The following is a 13,990-nucleotide window of genomic DNA, read 5'->3' as shown; positions in this document are numbered from 1 at the left end:
GTTTCCCTTCGATCGCGAGACACCCATGCTTCCCGTCCTCTACACCCCCATCCACCGCGAGCACGAGCCCTCGTTCTTCTTCGTCACCGGCCGCTTCACGCCCGCGCAGGAGCGCATCGACCGCGCGGAGCAGCTGCGCGACGCGGCCGTGCAGGCCGGCTGCGAACTCGTGGCCGCCGCCGAGCATGGCCTGGGCCCGGTCGCCGACGTGCACACGCCCGACTACCTGTGCTTCCTGCAGGACGGCCACCGCCGCTGGTCCGAGATCCCGGGCGCGGCGCCCGAGATCGTGCCCAACGTGTTCGCGGTGCCGGGCCTGCAGCACGGCTACCCCGAGCGCGTGGTGGGCCAGGCCGGCTACCACATGCAGGACCTGGCCTCGCCGATCGGGCCGGGCACGGCCGCCGCGGCCTTCGCCTCGGCCAACCTCGCGGCCGACGCCGCGCAGCGCGTGCTGCAGGGCGCCAAGGCGGCCTACGCGATCTGCCGGCCGCCCGGCCACCACGCCTACCGCGAGCGCGGCGGCGGCGTCTGTTACCTCAACAATGCCGCGATCGCCGCGCAGCTGCTGCGCCGCCATGGCCGCCGCGTGGCCGTGATCGACATCGACGTGCACCACGGCAACGGCACGCAGGGCATCTTCTACGAGCGCTCCGACGTCTACTTCGTCTCGCTGCACCGCGACCCGACGAACTACCACCCGTACTTCTGCGGCTATGCGCAGGAGCGCGGCGCGGGCGCGGGCCTGGGCTACAACCTGAACCTGCCGCTGCCGGCCGAGACCGGCGACGACGCCTACCTGGTGGCGCTCGAGCACGCCTGCCGCCGCCTCGCGGCCTACAGCCCCGACGCGCTGGTGATCTCGCTGGGCCTCGATGCGCACGAGCACGACCCGTTCAAGGGCCTCAAGGTCACGACCGAGGGCTTCCGCCGCATCGGCGAGCGCCTGGGCCGGCTCGGCATGCCGAGCGTGATGGTGCAGGAGGGCGGCTACGACTGCGACCACATCGGCGCCAACCTCGTGCACTTCCTCGACGGCTTCACGGGCGGGCTGCGCGCCTGAACCTGTTCCTTCTTTTTCGCTTTTCCTCCCCGTTCCTTTTTCCCGGAGTTCCCATGAACCTTTCGCTTTCCCTGCGCGGCCTCGTCCTGGCCGGCCTCGCCTTCGCCGCCCCGTGGACCCAGGCGCGCGACCTGACCGTCGTGAGCGTCGGCGGCGCGCTGCAGGAGTCCTTCCGCAAGGCCTACTGGCAACCCTATGCCGCCGCGAAGTCCGAGAAGCTGGTGGAGGACAGCAACGTGGTCGGCCTCACCAAGGTCAAGGCCATGGTCGAGTCGGGCAACGTGATCTGGGACCTGGTGCAGATGGACGAGGAGGACGTGGTGGTTGGCTGCGACTCGGGCCTGCTCGAGAAGATCGACTGGGCCAGCGCCGCGCCCGCCACGCGCGACCTGCCCAGGGAACTGATGAATCCCTGCGGCGTACCGGCCATGCTGTGGGCCAAGGTGCTCAGCTACGACAGCAAGCGGCTGCCCGACGGCCCCAAATCGTGGGCCGACTTCTGGGACACCAAGCGCTGGCCCGGCAAGCGCGCGCTGCGCAAGCAGGCCAAGCAGACGCTCGAGATCGCGCTGATGGCCGACGGCGTGCCGGCCGCCGAGGTCTACAAGCTGCTGGCGACCAAGGCCGGCCAGGATCGCGCCTTCGCGAAGCTCGACCAGATCAAGAAGGACGTGCAATGGTGGGAGGCCGGCGCCCAGCCGATCGAATGGCTGGCCTCGGGCGCGGTGGTGATGGCCTCGGCCTACAACGGCCGCATCGATGCCGCGAACAAGGAAGGCCGTTCGCTGGCCATGGTGTGGAAGAACCAGGTCTACGGGCCGACCGACTGGGTGGTGGTGAAGGGCAGCCCGAACAAGGCCAAGGCGCTCGCGCTGATCGACTACATGAGCGCGCCGGCGCAGCAGAAGCTGTTCGCCGAGACCATTCCCTACGGTCCGGCCAATCCGAAGGCGCAGGCCCTGCTCTCGAAGGCCGTGCTCGACAAGCTGCCCAACGCGCCGCAGAACATCGACCAGCCGCTGCTGCAGAACACCGCCTTCTGGGCCGACCATCTCGACGAGCTGCAGCAGCGCTTCGCGAAGTGGGTGTCGAACTGAGCGGCACGGCGATGGCGGGCAACGCCAGCGGGTTGCAGATCCTGCACACGCCGCTGCATGTGCTGCATCGCCCCGGGCTGCTGGGCGCGCGCGGCGGATGGCGCACGTCGCGCGATGTGCCCGAGCGTGTCGACTCCATGCGCGCCGCGCTCGGCGCAGCGGGCTTCGCGGTGGAGGACGGCACGGTCTCGCACGGCCTGGCGCCGCTCGCGCGCGTGCACGATGCGCGCTACCTTGACTTTCTCGCCACCGCGCATACCGAGTGGTCGACGCTGTCGGGTGCCTCGGCCGAGGTGCATGCCAACGTGTTCGCGATGCGGCGCCACGGTGGCGGCTATCCGCGTTCGGTCGAGGGCCGCGCGGCCTTCCACTTCCACGACCAGCTGGCCCCGATCGGGCCCACGACCTGGGAGGCCGCGCGCGCCGCCGCGGACCTGGCCGTAGAGGCCGCCGAGCGCGTGCTGCGCGGCGCGCGCTGTGCCTACGCGCTGTGCCGGCCGCCCGGCCACCATGCCTATGCCGACATGGCCGGCGGCGGCACCTACCTCAACAATGCCGCGATCGCCGCCGAGCATCTGCGCCAGCGCTTCGCGCGCGTGGCGGTGCTCGACCTCGACGTGCACCACGGCAACGGCACGCAGGACATCTTCTGGCGCCGCGCCGACGTGCTCTTCGTCTCGCTGCATCGCGACCCGGTCGACTACCACCCGTTCTTCGCGGGCCATGCCGACGAGCGCGGCGAAGGGGAGGGCGAGGGCTTCACCTTGAACCTGCCGCTGCCCGCGGGCACGGGCGACGCGGACTACCTGCTGCAGCTCTCGAGAGCGCTCGAGCGCATCGAGCGCTTCGCGCCCGAGGCGCTGGTGGTGTCGCTGGGCCTCGATGCCCATGTGTCGGACCCGGCCGCGGGGCTGCGGCTCACCGAAACGGGCTTCGCCGGCATGGGCCGGCAGGTGGCATCGCTGGGGTTGCCGACGGTGCTGGTGCAGGAGGGCGGCTACAACCCCGCCGTGGTCGGGGCGTCGCTGGTGGCCTTCCTCGACGCCTGGCGCTGAGCGCGCGGACCGATCAGGCCTCGGCGGCCTCGAGGCTCTGCTCGTATTCCTTGAGGAAGCGCTCGATGCTCGGTCCGGCCGACATCAGGTCGGCCCGGATGGCCGTCACGGCGGCGGCCGGGTCGCGGCGCGCGAGCGCGTCGAGCAGCGCATCGTGCTGGCCGTAGCCCTGGTCGTACGAACCGTCGGACTTCTCGTAGAAGGCACGCAGGATCGGGCCCATCGAGGCCCACATGTTCTCGATCATCGACAAGAGCCGCGGCAGGCCGCAGTGCTCGTAGACGCCGAAATGGAACTCGCGGTTGTAGCGCAGCTGGTTCTCGGGATGGTGCGCCGCCTCGGCCTGCGCGAACTTCTTGTTGATCCGCACCAGCTCCGCCACGTCCTTGTCGCCGACCTTGAGCGCGGCCTGCTCGACCGCCGCGCTCTCGAGCGCCACGCGCACCGTGCGGATCTCGATGTAGCGCTCCAGGCTCAGCGGCGGCACGATGATCTGCTTGGCCGTCTCCATCTCGAGCGCATGCTCGCTGACCAGCCGCAGCAGCGCCTCGCGCACCGGCGTGTCGCTGGTGCCGAACATCTGCGCCGCCTCGCTGATGCGGATCCGGTCGCTGGGCATGAAGCGCCCGGCGATCAGCGATTCGCGCATCTCCGAGTACACGCGCGCGGCGAGGTTGGTCTTGTCGATGGGTTTGATCTTGGGTTTCACGGGTTCTTTTCAGGCGGGTCGCGCGAAAACGAGCATATCGCGGGATTGCCATCCCAGAGCGACGTCCGCGCCCACCACGGTATCGCTGGGCAGCGTGCCGTGGCCGAGCTTGGCCACGATCTGGTCGCCGTTGCGCAGCCGCGCGATCAGCCGCGTGTGGTCGCCCAGGTAGACCAGGTCGACCACCTCGGCGCTGACCTGCACGCCCTGGCCGTCGGCCAGCCGCACGCACTCGGGCCGCACCAGCGCGCAGCCCGCGCCCGCCGGATGCGCTGCCTGCCCCTGGCCGGCCTCGGGCAGCGGGATCCGCAGGCCGTCGCGCAGCTGCAGCACGCCCGCGGCCTCGATCGTGCCGTCGAGCCGGTTGTTCTCGCCGATGAAGGTGGCGATGTAGTCGGTGGCGGGCGCGTCGTAGATGGTGCGCGGCGGCGCCAGCTGCTCGATGCGGCCGTCGTGGAAGACCGCGACCCGGTCGGACATCGTCAGGGCCTCGCCCTGGTCGTGCGTGACGTAGACCACCGTCACGCCCAGCTCGCGGTGGATCTGCTTGATCTCGTACTGCATGTGCTCGCGCAGGTTCTTGTCGAGCGCGCCGAGCGGCTCGTCCATCAGCACCAGCTCGGGGTCGAACACCAGCGCGCGCGCCAGCGCCACGCGCTGCTGCTGGCCGCCCGAGAGCTGGCCCGGCTTGCGCTCGGCCATGCCCGCGAGCCGCACCAGCTGCATCGCGCGGTCGACCTTGTCGCGCAGCGCCTGCCCCGAGATGCCGCGCATCCTCAGCGGATAGGCCAGGTTCTGCGCCACGCTCATATGGGGGAACAGGGCGTAGTTCTGGAACACCATGCCGATGCCGCGCTTGTGCGGCGGCACGTCCTGGATCGGCCGGCCGTCCATGAGGATGCGCCCGCGCGTCGGGTTCTCGAAACCGGCCAGCATCATCAGCGTGGTGGTCTTGCCCGAGCCCGAGGCGCCCAGCAGGGTGAGGAATTCGCCGCGACGGATCGCCAGGTTCAGGTCGGGGATGACGAGATGCTCGCCGTCGTAGCTCTTCTGGACGCCGATCAGCTCGATCAGCGGTCGTTCGGCCGTGGTGTTCACGCTGCTTCCTTTCGCGCTGCGGCGGTTGCCTTCCAGGGATCGCGCGCGGCCACCTCGTCGAGCGCGGCGCCGAGGGTATGCGCCATCCATTCGACCTGGGCCTCGTCGAGCACGTAGGGCGGGCTCAGCGCGATCACGTCGCCCATGTTGCGCACGATCAGCCCGCGCTCGCGCGTGGCCTGCTCGACCTGGGCGCCCACGCCCTGCGCGGGATCGAAGGCCTCGCGCGTGTCGCGGTTGCGCACCAGCTCGATGCCGGCGATGAAGCCCTTGCCGCGGATCTCGCCGACCAGCGGATGCGCAGCCAGCGGCGCCAGGCTCGCGTGCAGCCGCTCGCCAAGGCGACGAGCATGGGCCGGCAGGTCCATCTGCTCGTAGATCGACAGCGCCTCGAGCGCCACGGCCGCGCCCAGCGGATGGCCGGAGTAGGTGAAGCCGTGGCCGAAGCCGCCGGTGCGGCCGCTTTCGGCCTCGATGACCTCGTACACCCGCGGCGCCACCACCACGCAGGAGATCGGCGCGTAGCCGGCCGACAGCCCCTTGGCGCAGGCCATCATGTCGGGCTCGAAGCCGAAGGACTGCGCGCCGAACCATTTGCCGGTGCGGCCGAAGCCGCAGATGATCTCGTCGGACAGCATCAGGATGCCGTGGCGCCGCAGCACCGCCTGCACGCGCGGGAAGTAGCCCTCGGGCGGCACCAGCACGCCGCCGGCGCCGATGATCGGCTCGGCGATCAAGGCCGCGATGGTGCCGGCGCCCTCGCGCTCGATGGTCTGCTCGAGGTCGGCCACCAGCCGGTCGACGAAGGCCGCGTCGCTCTCGCCGGGCAGGGCGTGGCGGTAGGCCGAGGGGCATTCGAGCCGCACGATGCCGGGGATCGGCAGGCCGAAGGCGGCATGCATGTTCGGCAGGCCCGAGAGGCTCGCGCCCATCACCGTCGAGCCATGGAAGCCGCGCTGGCGCGCGAGGATCTTGCGCCGCGCCGGCTCGCCGCGCGCGATGTGGAAGTTCCAGGCCAGCTTGACCATGCTGTCGTTGGCCTCCGAGCCCGAGGTGGCGAAGAACACGCGCGCATCGCGCATCGGCGCCAGCGCCGCGACCTTGGCCGCGAGCAGCGAGGCGACGTCGGTCGAGCGGTGGTTGAAGGTGTGGTAGTAGGGCAGCCGGCGCATCTGGCGCAGTGCGGCGTCCACCAGCCGCGACTCGGAGAAACCCAGCGAGGCGCACCACAGGCCGGCCATGCCCTCGAGGTAGCGCTGGCCGTGCTCGTCGAACACGTAGGCGCCTTCGCCGCGCACCATCACGAGCGGGCCGCGGCTGCGGTGGGTCTGGAGGTTGGTCTGGGAATGCAGGTGGTGTGCCGTGTCGGCCTTGCCGACGGCGCTGTGGCGCGCCGTGTCCGGGGAGAGGGTTTCGATGTCGGTCATGGTCTGGGTTTGGATGCAGGATATATCCTATATGACGAATCGAAACGGTGCAAGCGGATGGCTGGCGGCGCGAAAAGGCTGGATGGAGGGGGGCGGCGGGCACGCGAAGGCCCATGCGCAGCGCGCCCGGGCCGAAGGCGGCCGGGCGGAGGGAATACCAAAGGATGAAGGGGCTTGGCGCTCGCGCCCTCAGCGGTGGAGGGCGTTCGTCAGGGAAAAGATGGCGCCAGCAAGCTGCCGGACAAAGCTGTGCACCGCACAAACTTTAAGCAGACTGTTGTTTCCCCTTTGAAAACAACAGCTTAGATCGCTTTTACAACGCAGTACCTGAGTTATCCACAAAGTTGCCCACGGAAAATGGGGAGCACTTGGACATCATCAGCTCGCGCGCGGAGAAGGCGCGGCGCAGGTGCGGCCGCGGCAGCGCGAAGGCCGGGCGGTCGCGCTCCTCGATCCAGTGGGAGCCCACGCCATAGACCGCGTTCTGCACCTCGCACACGATGCGGGCCTCGCGCCGCGCCGCGGCCGTGGCCGGCACCCACATCCCGCCGTCGTGATGCTCGTCGTCCTCGTGGTGGCGCACATCCCAGCGCCAATGGACGCGGATCTGGGCGGTCTCCACACCCGGAAAGATCTCGGCGATGAAATTGTTAAAAATCATTAACTGCATGCTAGGCAGGCCCGGCGGAGGCACAAGAGCCGCCAGGGAAGCCTGCCTTCAAGGCTGTGCAGTTTTCCTCACTTTTTGACACATTTTTGTTCCGTGTCACGTTCCGTTTGTTCCCGAGGGAACGTAACGCCCGTAACGCCGGCGGTCGAAACATGGGGTGGGACTGGACTTGGCTCGAGGTTCGACAAGCAGGGCCGCCGGCTTGGAAGAATGGAGCGCCCAAAAAAACACCCGCCGAAGCGGGTGCATCCCTTGCGGGCCCAGAGGGAGGTTTTTCTTGCTCTTCTTGGCACCCTGGTGCGTGACAGCGACACCATGTTGGACGCCCGGCCGTAAGAGCCGCGTCAGCCTTTGGGAGGCAGCGCGTGTAGGCCATTGCAAGAATCGTGAAGAATTGCTCAGAATTCTTCACATGGGATGCCGAAAACCCCGCCCTCCCATAGAAATGTCGGTGTCGTCTGACGTGAGACGACTGTTTCAGGCTTGAACATCCTTGTGTCCGGCCGTTCCTCCCTCGGCTGGGCGCCTAGTGTGTGACAGCAACTTAGGCTTCGCGCCCGGCCTCGTGCCGGGCGCTTTTCTTTGTCCCGCCGGCCGGTTCAGCGCCGGCGCAGGGCCCGGCTCAGGTGCGGGTCCGCTTCCTCGTCGTCGGGCGCATCGGCACCCAGGCTGACTTCCACGGTGTGGAGGTGGCTGCGCAGCAGAGCCAGCGCCTCCTCGGTCGATCCGCTCTCGATCAGGGCGATGAGTTGCGCATGCTCGTCCTGCAGGCACTCGGTGTGCTTGTCGTACTCGTGCTGGTAGAGCAGCAGGATCAGCGCGATCCGCCCGACCAGTTGGTCGAGCGTCTGCGCCAGCAGGTCGTTGCCCGCGAGCCGCGCGATCAGCACGTGGAATCCCGCGCCGAGCCGGCGCACTTCCTCCAGGTCATTGCCCACGCGCGCCGCGCGCTCCTGCTTGACGTGCGCGCGCAGCGCCGCCAGGTCCTTCTTGGTGTGGGCCTGCGACAGTTTCTCGAGCGAGTGGCGCTCGATCGCCCAACGCAGATCGAAGGTGTCGCGCGCTTCCTTCGGCGTGGGCTTGGCCACCGAGGCGATCTTGCCGGGCGTGAGGTCCACCAGCCCCTCGCGCGCGAGGCTCTGCAGCGCCTGGCGCACCACCGTGCGGCTCACGCCGTAGAGCTTGCCCAGGCTCACTTCGCGCAGCTGAGTGCCCGGCAGCAGGCGGTGGGCGGCGACCGCTTCCCGGATGCTGTCGCTGATCTCTTGGTTCTTGGTAGACATGGTCCAGGATTGTAATTAGACTGAATCGGTATACCGATATAGAGTACCGAACCGGAATCCGACACCATCCCCACTCTCGAGGACCACACCCCATGACCCCCTTTCGACCGGCTACCGCGGCCCTCGCCGCCTTCTTCTGCGGCGCACCCGCGTTCGCGGCCGAGCCGCTGCAGATCGGCTTCGTCTACCAAAGCCCCGTGTCCGACGTCGGCTGGGTGGCCGTGCACGAAAGCGCGCGCAAGCAGCTCGAGAAGGAGTTCGGCAACCGCATCAAGACCCAAGTGGTGCAGGACGTGAAGGCCGGCCCCGACGGCGCGCGCGTGATCCGCGAGCTGGTCGGCAACGGGGCCGGGCTGATGGTGCTCGGCAGCTTCGGCTACATGAACGACGGCCTGAAGGCGGCCGTCGAGAACCCCAAGGTCAACTTCGTCCACGCCAGTGGCTTCAGGCAGGCCGCCAACTTTGGCACCTACAACGCGCGCTGGTACGAGGCCGCCTATGTGGCCGGCCTGGTGGCGGGCAAGGTCACGAAGTCGAACAAGCTCGGCTACGTGGGCGCGCTGCCGATCCCCGACGTGGTCTCGACCATCAATGCCTTTGCGCTCGGCGCGCAGAAGAGCAATCCCGCCGCCAAAGTGTCGGTGGTCTGGGTCAACGAGTGGTTCAACCCCGGCAGCGAACGCGACGCCGCCAACACCTTGATGCAGCAGGGCGCCGACGTCATCGGCTCCGGCTTCCAGGACAACCCGGCCGTGCTGCAGGCGGCCGAGGCCAAGGGCGTCTGGTCGATCGGCATGTTCTCCGACCACCGCAAATCGGCGCCGCAGAAGCTGCTGACCTCGCTCACGCACGACTGGACGCCCTACCTGCGCCAGGCCGTGCAGGACACGCTCGACGGCAGGTTCAAGGGCACGGCCTATGCCGCGACCCTGGCCAACAGCGGGGTGAGCCTCGCGGACTGGAACCCCGGCGTGCCGGCCGACGTGGTCCAGATGGCGAAGCAGGCGCGTGCCGACATCGTGGCCGGCAAGCTCAAGGTCTTCGCCGGCCCGCTCAAGGACAACACGGGCAAGCAGCGCGCGGCCCCGGGTGCGGCGCTGCCCGAGGCAGACATCGCCGGCATGAACTGGTTCGTCGAGGGCATCCAGGGCGCGATCCCGCGCTGAGGCCCGGCCATGAACCAGACCGCAGACACGGCGGCGGCAAGCTCCGCCGACTGGTTTCCCGTGGAGTTCTCGCGCAACCTGCTGCCGGGACAGGTGCTGCAGTCCACGCTGCTCGGCCATGAACTGGCCCTCTGGCGCTCGGCCTCGGGCGCGATGGAGGCGTGGGAGAACCGCTGCCCGCACCGCGGCGTGCGGCTCAGCCTCGGCTTCGTCGTCGGGGAAACGCTGGTCTGCCGCTACCACGGCTGGCGCTACGGCCGCGACGGCCACTGCGTGTCGGTGCCCTCGTCGCCGAAGGACGCGAGCCCGCCGGCCGCCTGCGCGCGCACCTACCCGAGCCGCGAGAGCGACGGCATCGTCTGGGCCAGCCTCGCGCGCATGCCGGCGGGCTATCCGCCGCGCCTCGGCGAGGGCCTCGTGCCGTCGCGCAGCTTCACGGTCGATCTCGATGCCGGCACCCTCGTGCCGCGGCTCGAAGGCGCGGGTTGGTTGCGAGGCCAGAGCGCCTGCGTCTGGCAGGACGGCGCATCGGCCCTGCTGATCCAGCCGCTGTTGCCCGGCACCTCGATCGTCCACCTGCTCGTGGCGCGCGGCTCGTCGAGCCTCGACAAGCAACGGGCCATCGCAAGCACCAAGATGCACATCGCCCGATGGACGGCCGAGGCCCGCGCACCGAGGGAGACCGAACATGCCTGACACCATCGACCCCGCGATCGCGGCCGACTGGCTCACCATCGGCGACAGCCTGGGCCTCGCGCCCGGCACCAGCCGGCGCACGCGCCTGCTGGGCCACGACCTGCACGTGCGCCGCCAGCCCGACGGCACGCTCGAGGCCTGGTTCGAGGCCGAACCCACGAGGCCTTGCCACGCCACCGACCACTGCGGCTTCATCCTGCTGTGCCTCGGCGACGAGCCCAAGCCGCTGTTCGAACTGGCGGCCTTCGCGAACCCCGCGCGCCGCTTCCTCTACATGGGCGGCTTCGGCATCCACAGCGGTCCGCTGCGGGTGGTCGAGAACTTCCTCGACATGGCGCACTTCCCCTTCGTCCATGCCCACATCCTCGGATCGGAAGAAGCGACCGAAGTGCGCGGCTACGAGGTCGAGCTCGACGCCCGCCGGGAGCTCTGGGCGCGCGACTGCAAGTTCATCCAGCCGCTGGCCTCGGCGGACGCGAAGGGCGGGGCGGACGTCGACTACGTCTACCGTGTCGTCAACCCGTTCTCGCCGATGCTCTACAAGCACCCGGCGGGCCGTTCGGCCGAGCTCGCCGACATCATCTTCCTGTTCATCCAGCCCACCGACGAAGAGCGCTGCATCGCGCACTTCGCGATCAGCCTGTTCGATGCCCAAAGCTCGAGCGGTGAAATCATGGCCTTCCAGCAGCACATCCTCGGGCAGGACAAGCCGATCCTCGAGAACCACGTCCCCAAGAAGCTGCCGCTCGATCCGCGCATCGAGGTGCCTTCGCGTGCCGATGCGGCCTCGAGCACCTTTCGCCGCTGGCTGCGCGACATCCAGTTGCGCTGGGGCATCGAGGCGCAAAGCACCGAGCCTCGGCCGCGGCTCACGGTGGATGTCTCGGCCAGGCGAACCGTGGCGCGGGACATCGTCGAGTTCAAGCTGCGCTCGCCACGCCGCGGCCCGCTGCCGAGCGCCACTGCGGGCTCGCACCTCGACGTGCACCTGCCGAACGGCCAGATTCGCCAGTACTCGGTCTGCGGCCAGGACGACGAGGGCTACACCATCGCCGTCAAGCGCGAGGCCGATTCGCGCGGCGGCTCCATCGCGCTGCACGATGCGGTGCAGGCCGGCATGCAGCTCGAGATCGGATTGCCCAAGAACAACTTCCGGCTCGACCCGCGCATCGACCGCGCGGTGCTGATCGCGGGCGGCATCGGCATCACGCCGATCCTCGCGATGGCGCGCGATCTCGTGGCAAGGGGAAAGCAGCCAGCCCTCCACTACTTCTGCCGCTCGGCCGAGCATGCGGCGTACCGTGCCGAGCTCGAAGCATTGTTGGGCGCGAACCTGCATCTGCACCTGGGCCTGCCGCCGCAACAGACCGAAGACCGGATACGGCAGGCACTGCAAGCCGGTGGCGATGCGCATGCCTTCGCTTGCGGTCCCGCGCCGCTGATGCAGTGCATCGAGCGCGTCGCGGCGGAACTCGAATGGCCGGCCGAGCGCGTGCACTTCGAATACTTCCGACGCGCCACGCCCGTTCAGGCCACCGGCCCCGCCTTCACGGTCGAACTCGCGCGCAGCGGCCGCCGCGTGCAGGTCGCGAGCGACACCACCATCGTCGAGGCCCTGCGCGCCATCGACATCCACCTCGACACCAGCTGCGAGCAGGGCGTCTGCGGCACCTGCCTGTGCACCGTCGTCGACGGCCAGCCCGATCACCGCGACCAGTACCTGAGCGCGGGCGAGAAGGCGTCCGACATGCAGATGCTGCCCTGCGTCTCGCGTTCGCGCTCCGCGACGCTGGTGCTCGATCTCTGAGGGCTGGCGATGATCAAGCTCTACAACGAACAGCTGTCCGGCAACTGCTACAAGCTGCGGCTCTTCATGGCGCTGTTACGCATCGCCTACGAGCGCGTGCCGGTCAACTTCCATCCCGGACGCGAACACAAGCAGGCCGAATTCCTCGCGCTCAATCCCTTCGGCCAGTTGCCCGTGATCGACGACGACGGCTTCGTGCTGCGCGACGCGCAGGCGATCCTCGTCTACCTCGCGAGCCGCCACGACGGCGCCGGCACCTGGTTCCCCGCCGATCCGAAGCGTCGCGCCCAGGTCATGCTGTGGCTCACCGTGGCCGAGGACATCACGCGCAGCGCCTCGGCCGCGCGCCTGCACGATGCCTTCGGCTACGACCTCGATGCGCCCGCCTGCCGCGCGGCCGCGCACAGGCTGTTCGCGCACATCGAGGACCACCTGGGCGACCGCGAAGCCGCGGGCGAGGGCTGGCTGGTCGGCGCCACGCCCACGCTCGCCGACATCGCCTGCTTCCCCTACATCGCGCTCGCGCCCGAGGGCGGCATCGCGTTGACGCGCTATCCCGCGCTCGGGCGCTGGATCGCACGCGTCAAATCGATCCCGGGCTTCGTCGGCATGCCGGGCATCTTTGCGCTCGGCATCGACGCCGAAGCCACCTGATGCGTCGCCGCAGGCCTCGCTGAGGCACCTCAAAAAACCTCATCCCGGTCGATTGGTCCGGGTCGCCGCGTCCCTTAACCTCGGTCGCGAGGCAGCAAAGCACTGCCTCGATTCGACCCAGGACAGGAGACAAGCCATGACCCCAACGAGCGCGACCGCCGCGCCGGCCGCCGATGCGCGCGGCTTCGAGCCCGACGCGCCGATCCGCTGCCGCGACTTCCGCATCGGTGCCATCGGCGCCGGCTTCATCATGGCGGACGTGCAGCTCGCGGCCTACCGCGAGGCCGGCTTCCCCGTGGTGGCGATCGCCTCGCGCACCCGTTCCAAGGCGGCCGATGTGGCGCAGCGCTGGGACATCCCCACGGTGCACGACACGCCCGAGGCGCTGATCCGCGACCCGCAGGTGCAGATCGTCGACATCGCCTTCCCGCCCGACCGCCAGCCCGAGCTGATCCGCCTCGCGCTCGCGCAGCCGCATGTGAAGGCGGTGCTCGCGCAGAAGCCGCTGGCGCTCGATCTCGACACGGCGCGCGCGCTGGCCGAGGAGGCGCGCGCGGCCGGCAAGCCGCTGTCGGTGAACCAGAACATGCGCTTCGACCAGTCGATGCGCGTGCTCAAGCAATTGCTCGACCGCGGCGAGCTGGGCACGCCGGTGCTCGCCACCATCGAGATGCGCGCCATCCCGCACTGGCAGGAGTTCCTGCGCGGCTACGGCCGTCTCACGCTGGCCAACATGAGCGTGCATCACCTCGACGTGCTGCGCTTCCTGTTCGGCGAACCCGAGGACATCTACACCGCCGCGCGGCCCGATCCGCGCACCGGCTTCGAACACAGCGACGGCATCGTCTGCTCGACCCTGCGCTTTCGCAGCGGCGTGATGGCGCTCAGCATGGAGGACGTCTGGACCGGCCCGCACGGCGAGGGCTTCGACGCCGGCATCTTCATCAAGTGGCGCGTCGAGGGCACCGAGGGCGTGGCCGAAGGCACGATCGGCTGGCCCGACTATCCCGAAGGCAGCCCGAGCACGCTGCGCTACAGCTCGCGCCACGGCACGGGCGGCGAATGGATCGCACCGAGCTGGTCCACCCGCTGGTTCCCGCAGGCCTTCGCGGGCGTGATGGAACAGCTGCAATGGGCGCTCGCCCAGGGCGAGGCGCCGCTGCTCGACGTCGCCGACAACGTGAAGACCATGGCGCTGGTCGAGGCCGGCTACCGCTCGCTCGAAGAGCGGCGCGCGGTGCCGCTGGCCGAGTTCGGCGTCTGAG

At 69.3% G+C, this 13,990-nt stretch carries 13 protein-coding genes; 8 read left to right on the top strand and 5 right to left on the bottom strand.

The genetic code is table 11. The features are described 5' to 3' along the window. Positions 1 to 25: 25 nt before the first annotated feature. Genes INQ48_32025 through INQ48_32015 form a run of 3 tightly spaced genes read left to right on the top strand, consistent with a single transcriptional unit; the run spans position 26 to position 3,215 of the window. Positions 26 to 1,063 carry a histone deacetylase family protein gene (locus tag INQ48_32025; protein ID QRF62184.1) on the top strand — a complete coding sequence of 346 codons (1,038 nt, stop codon included), beginning with the start codon at positions 26 to 28 and terminating at the stop codon, positions 1,061 to 1,063. Positions 1,064 to 1,116: 53 nt separating this feature from the next. After that, positions 1,117 to 2,160: an ABC transporter substrate-binding protein gene (locus INQ48_32020; protein ID QRF62183.1), complete on the top strand. Its 1,044-nt coding sequence runs from the start codon at positions 1,117 to 1,119 to the stop codon at positions 2,158 to 2,160. Positions 2,161 to 2,171: 11 nt separating this feature from the next. Beyond that, positions 2,172 to 3,215, top strand: a complete 1,044-nt coding sequence (locus INQ48_32015) for a histone deacetylase family protein (protein QRF63040.1) — start codon at positions 2,172 to 2,174, stop codon at positions 3,213 to 3,215. A gap of 13 nt (positions 3,216 to 3,228) precedes the next feature. Here the strand turns inward: INQ48_32015 and INQ48_32010 are convergent, their stop codons facing one another. From INQ48_32010 to INQ48_31990, 5 genes are all read right to left on the bottom strand, one after another. Beyond that, on the bottom strand, positions 3,229 to 3,924 hold the full coding sequence (locus INQ48_32010; protein ID QRF62182.1) for a GntR family transcriptional regulator: 696 nt from the start codon (positions 3,922 to 3,924) through the stop codon (positions 3,229 to 3,231). A gap of 9 nt (positions 3,925 to 3,933) precedes the next feature. After that, the gene (locus INQ48_32005) at positions 3,934 to 5,112 is read right to left on the bottom strand and encodes an ABC transporter ATP-binding protein (GenBank protein ID QRF62181.1); all 1,179 of its coding nucleotides are present in this window, start codon (positions 5,110 to 5,112) and stop codon (positions 3,934 to 3,936) included. Next, positions 5,019 to 6,449: an aminotransferase class III-fold pyridoxal phosphate-dependent enzyme gene (locus INQ48_32000; GenBank protein QRF62180.1), complete on the bottom strand. Its 1,431-nt coding sequence runs from the start codon at positions 6,447 to 6,449 to the stop codon at positions 5,019 to 5,021. The genes INQ48_32005 and INQ48_32000 overlap by 94 nt, the downstream gene beginning before the upstream one ends. A 313-nt stretch (positions 6,450 to 6,762) precedes the next feature. Beyond that, positions 6,763 to 7,119 carry a hypothetical protein gene (locus INQ48_31995; GenBank protein QRF62179.1) on the bottom strand — a complete coding sequence of 119 codons (357 nt, stop codon included), beginning with the start codon at positions 7,117 to 7,119 and terminating at the stop codon, positions 6,763 to 6,765. A 599-nt stretch (positions 7,120 to 7,718) separates the two neighbouring features. Continuing rightward, the gene (locus INQ48_31990) at positions 7,719 to 8,402 is read right to left on the bottom strand and encodes a GntR family transcriptional regulator (protein ID QRF62178.1); all 684 of its coding nucleotides are present in this window, start codon (positions 8,400 to 8,402) and stop codon (positions 7,719 to 7,721) included. Between the two features lie 92 nt (positions 8,403 to 8,494). On the opposite strand from INQ48_31990, the gene INQ48_31985 reads away from it, so the two are divergent. The 5 genes from INQ48_31985 to INQ48_31965 all read left to right on the top strand — a co-directional run bounded on the left by INQ48_31985 (position 8,495) and on the right by INQ48_31965 (position 13,989). Continuing rightward, positions 8,495 to 9,568 (top strand): BMP family ABC transporter substrate-binding protein, encoded by a 1,074-nt coding sequence (locus INQ48_31985; GenBank protein QRF62177.1) that lies wholly within the window; start codon positions 8,495 to 8,497, stop codon positions 9,566 to 9,568. A gap of 9 nt (positions 9,569 to 9,577) precedes the next feature. Then, positions 9,578 to 10,264 carry a Rieske (2Fe-2S) protein gene (locus INQ48_31980; GenBank protein ID QRF62176.1) on the top strand — a complete coding sequence of 229 codons (687 nt, stop codon included), beginning with the start codon at positions 9,578 to 9,580 and terminating at the stop codon, positions 10,262 to 10,264. Then, positions 10,257 to 12,071, top strand: a complete 1,815-nt coding sequence (locus INQ48_31975) for a 2Fe-2S iron-sulfur cluster binding domain-containing protein (GenBank protein ID QRF62175.1) — start codon at positions 10,257 to 10,259, stop codon at positions 12,069 to 12,071. Before INQ48_31980 ends, INQ48_31975 begins: the two co-directional genes overlap by 8 nt. Positions 12,072 to 12,080: 9 nt before the next feature. Next, positions 12,081 to 12,725 (top strand): glutathione S-transferase family protein, encoded by a 645-nt coding sequence (locus tag INQ48_31970; protein QRF62174.1) that lies wholly within the window; start codon positions 12,081 to 12,083, stop codon positions 12,723 to 12,725. Positions 12,726 to 12,861: 136 nt separating this feature from the next. Then, complete coding sequence (locus tag INQ48_31965; GenBank protein QRF62173.1) at positions 12,862 to 13,989, top strand: Gfo/Idh/MocA family oxidoreductase; 1,128 nt, start codon at positions 12,862 to 12,864, stop codon at positions 13,987 to 13,989. Position 13,990 lies beyond the last annotated feature (1 nt).

Source organism: Variovorax paradoxus, from assembly GCA_016806145.1.
Lineage (GTDB): Bacteria > Pseudomonadota > Gammaproteobacteria > Burkholderiales > Burkholderiaceae_C > Variovorax.
The sequence above is the reverse complement of the archived record's forward strand: the minus strand, read 5'-3'. Positions and strand labels throughout refer to the sequence as shown.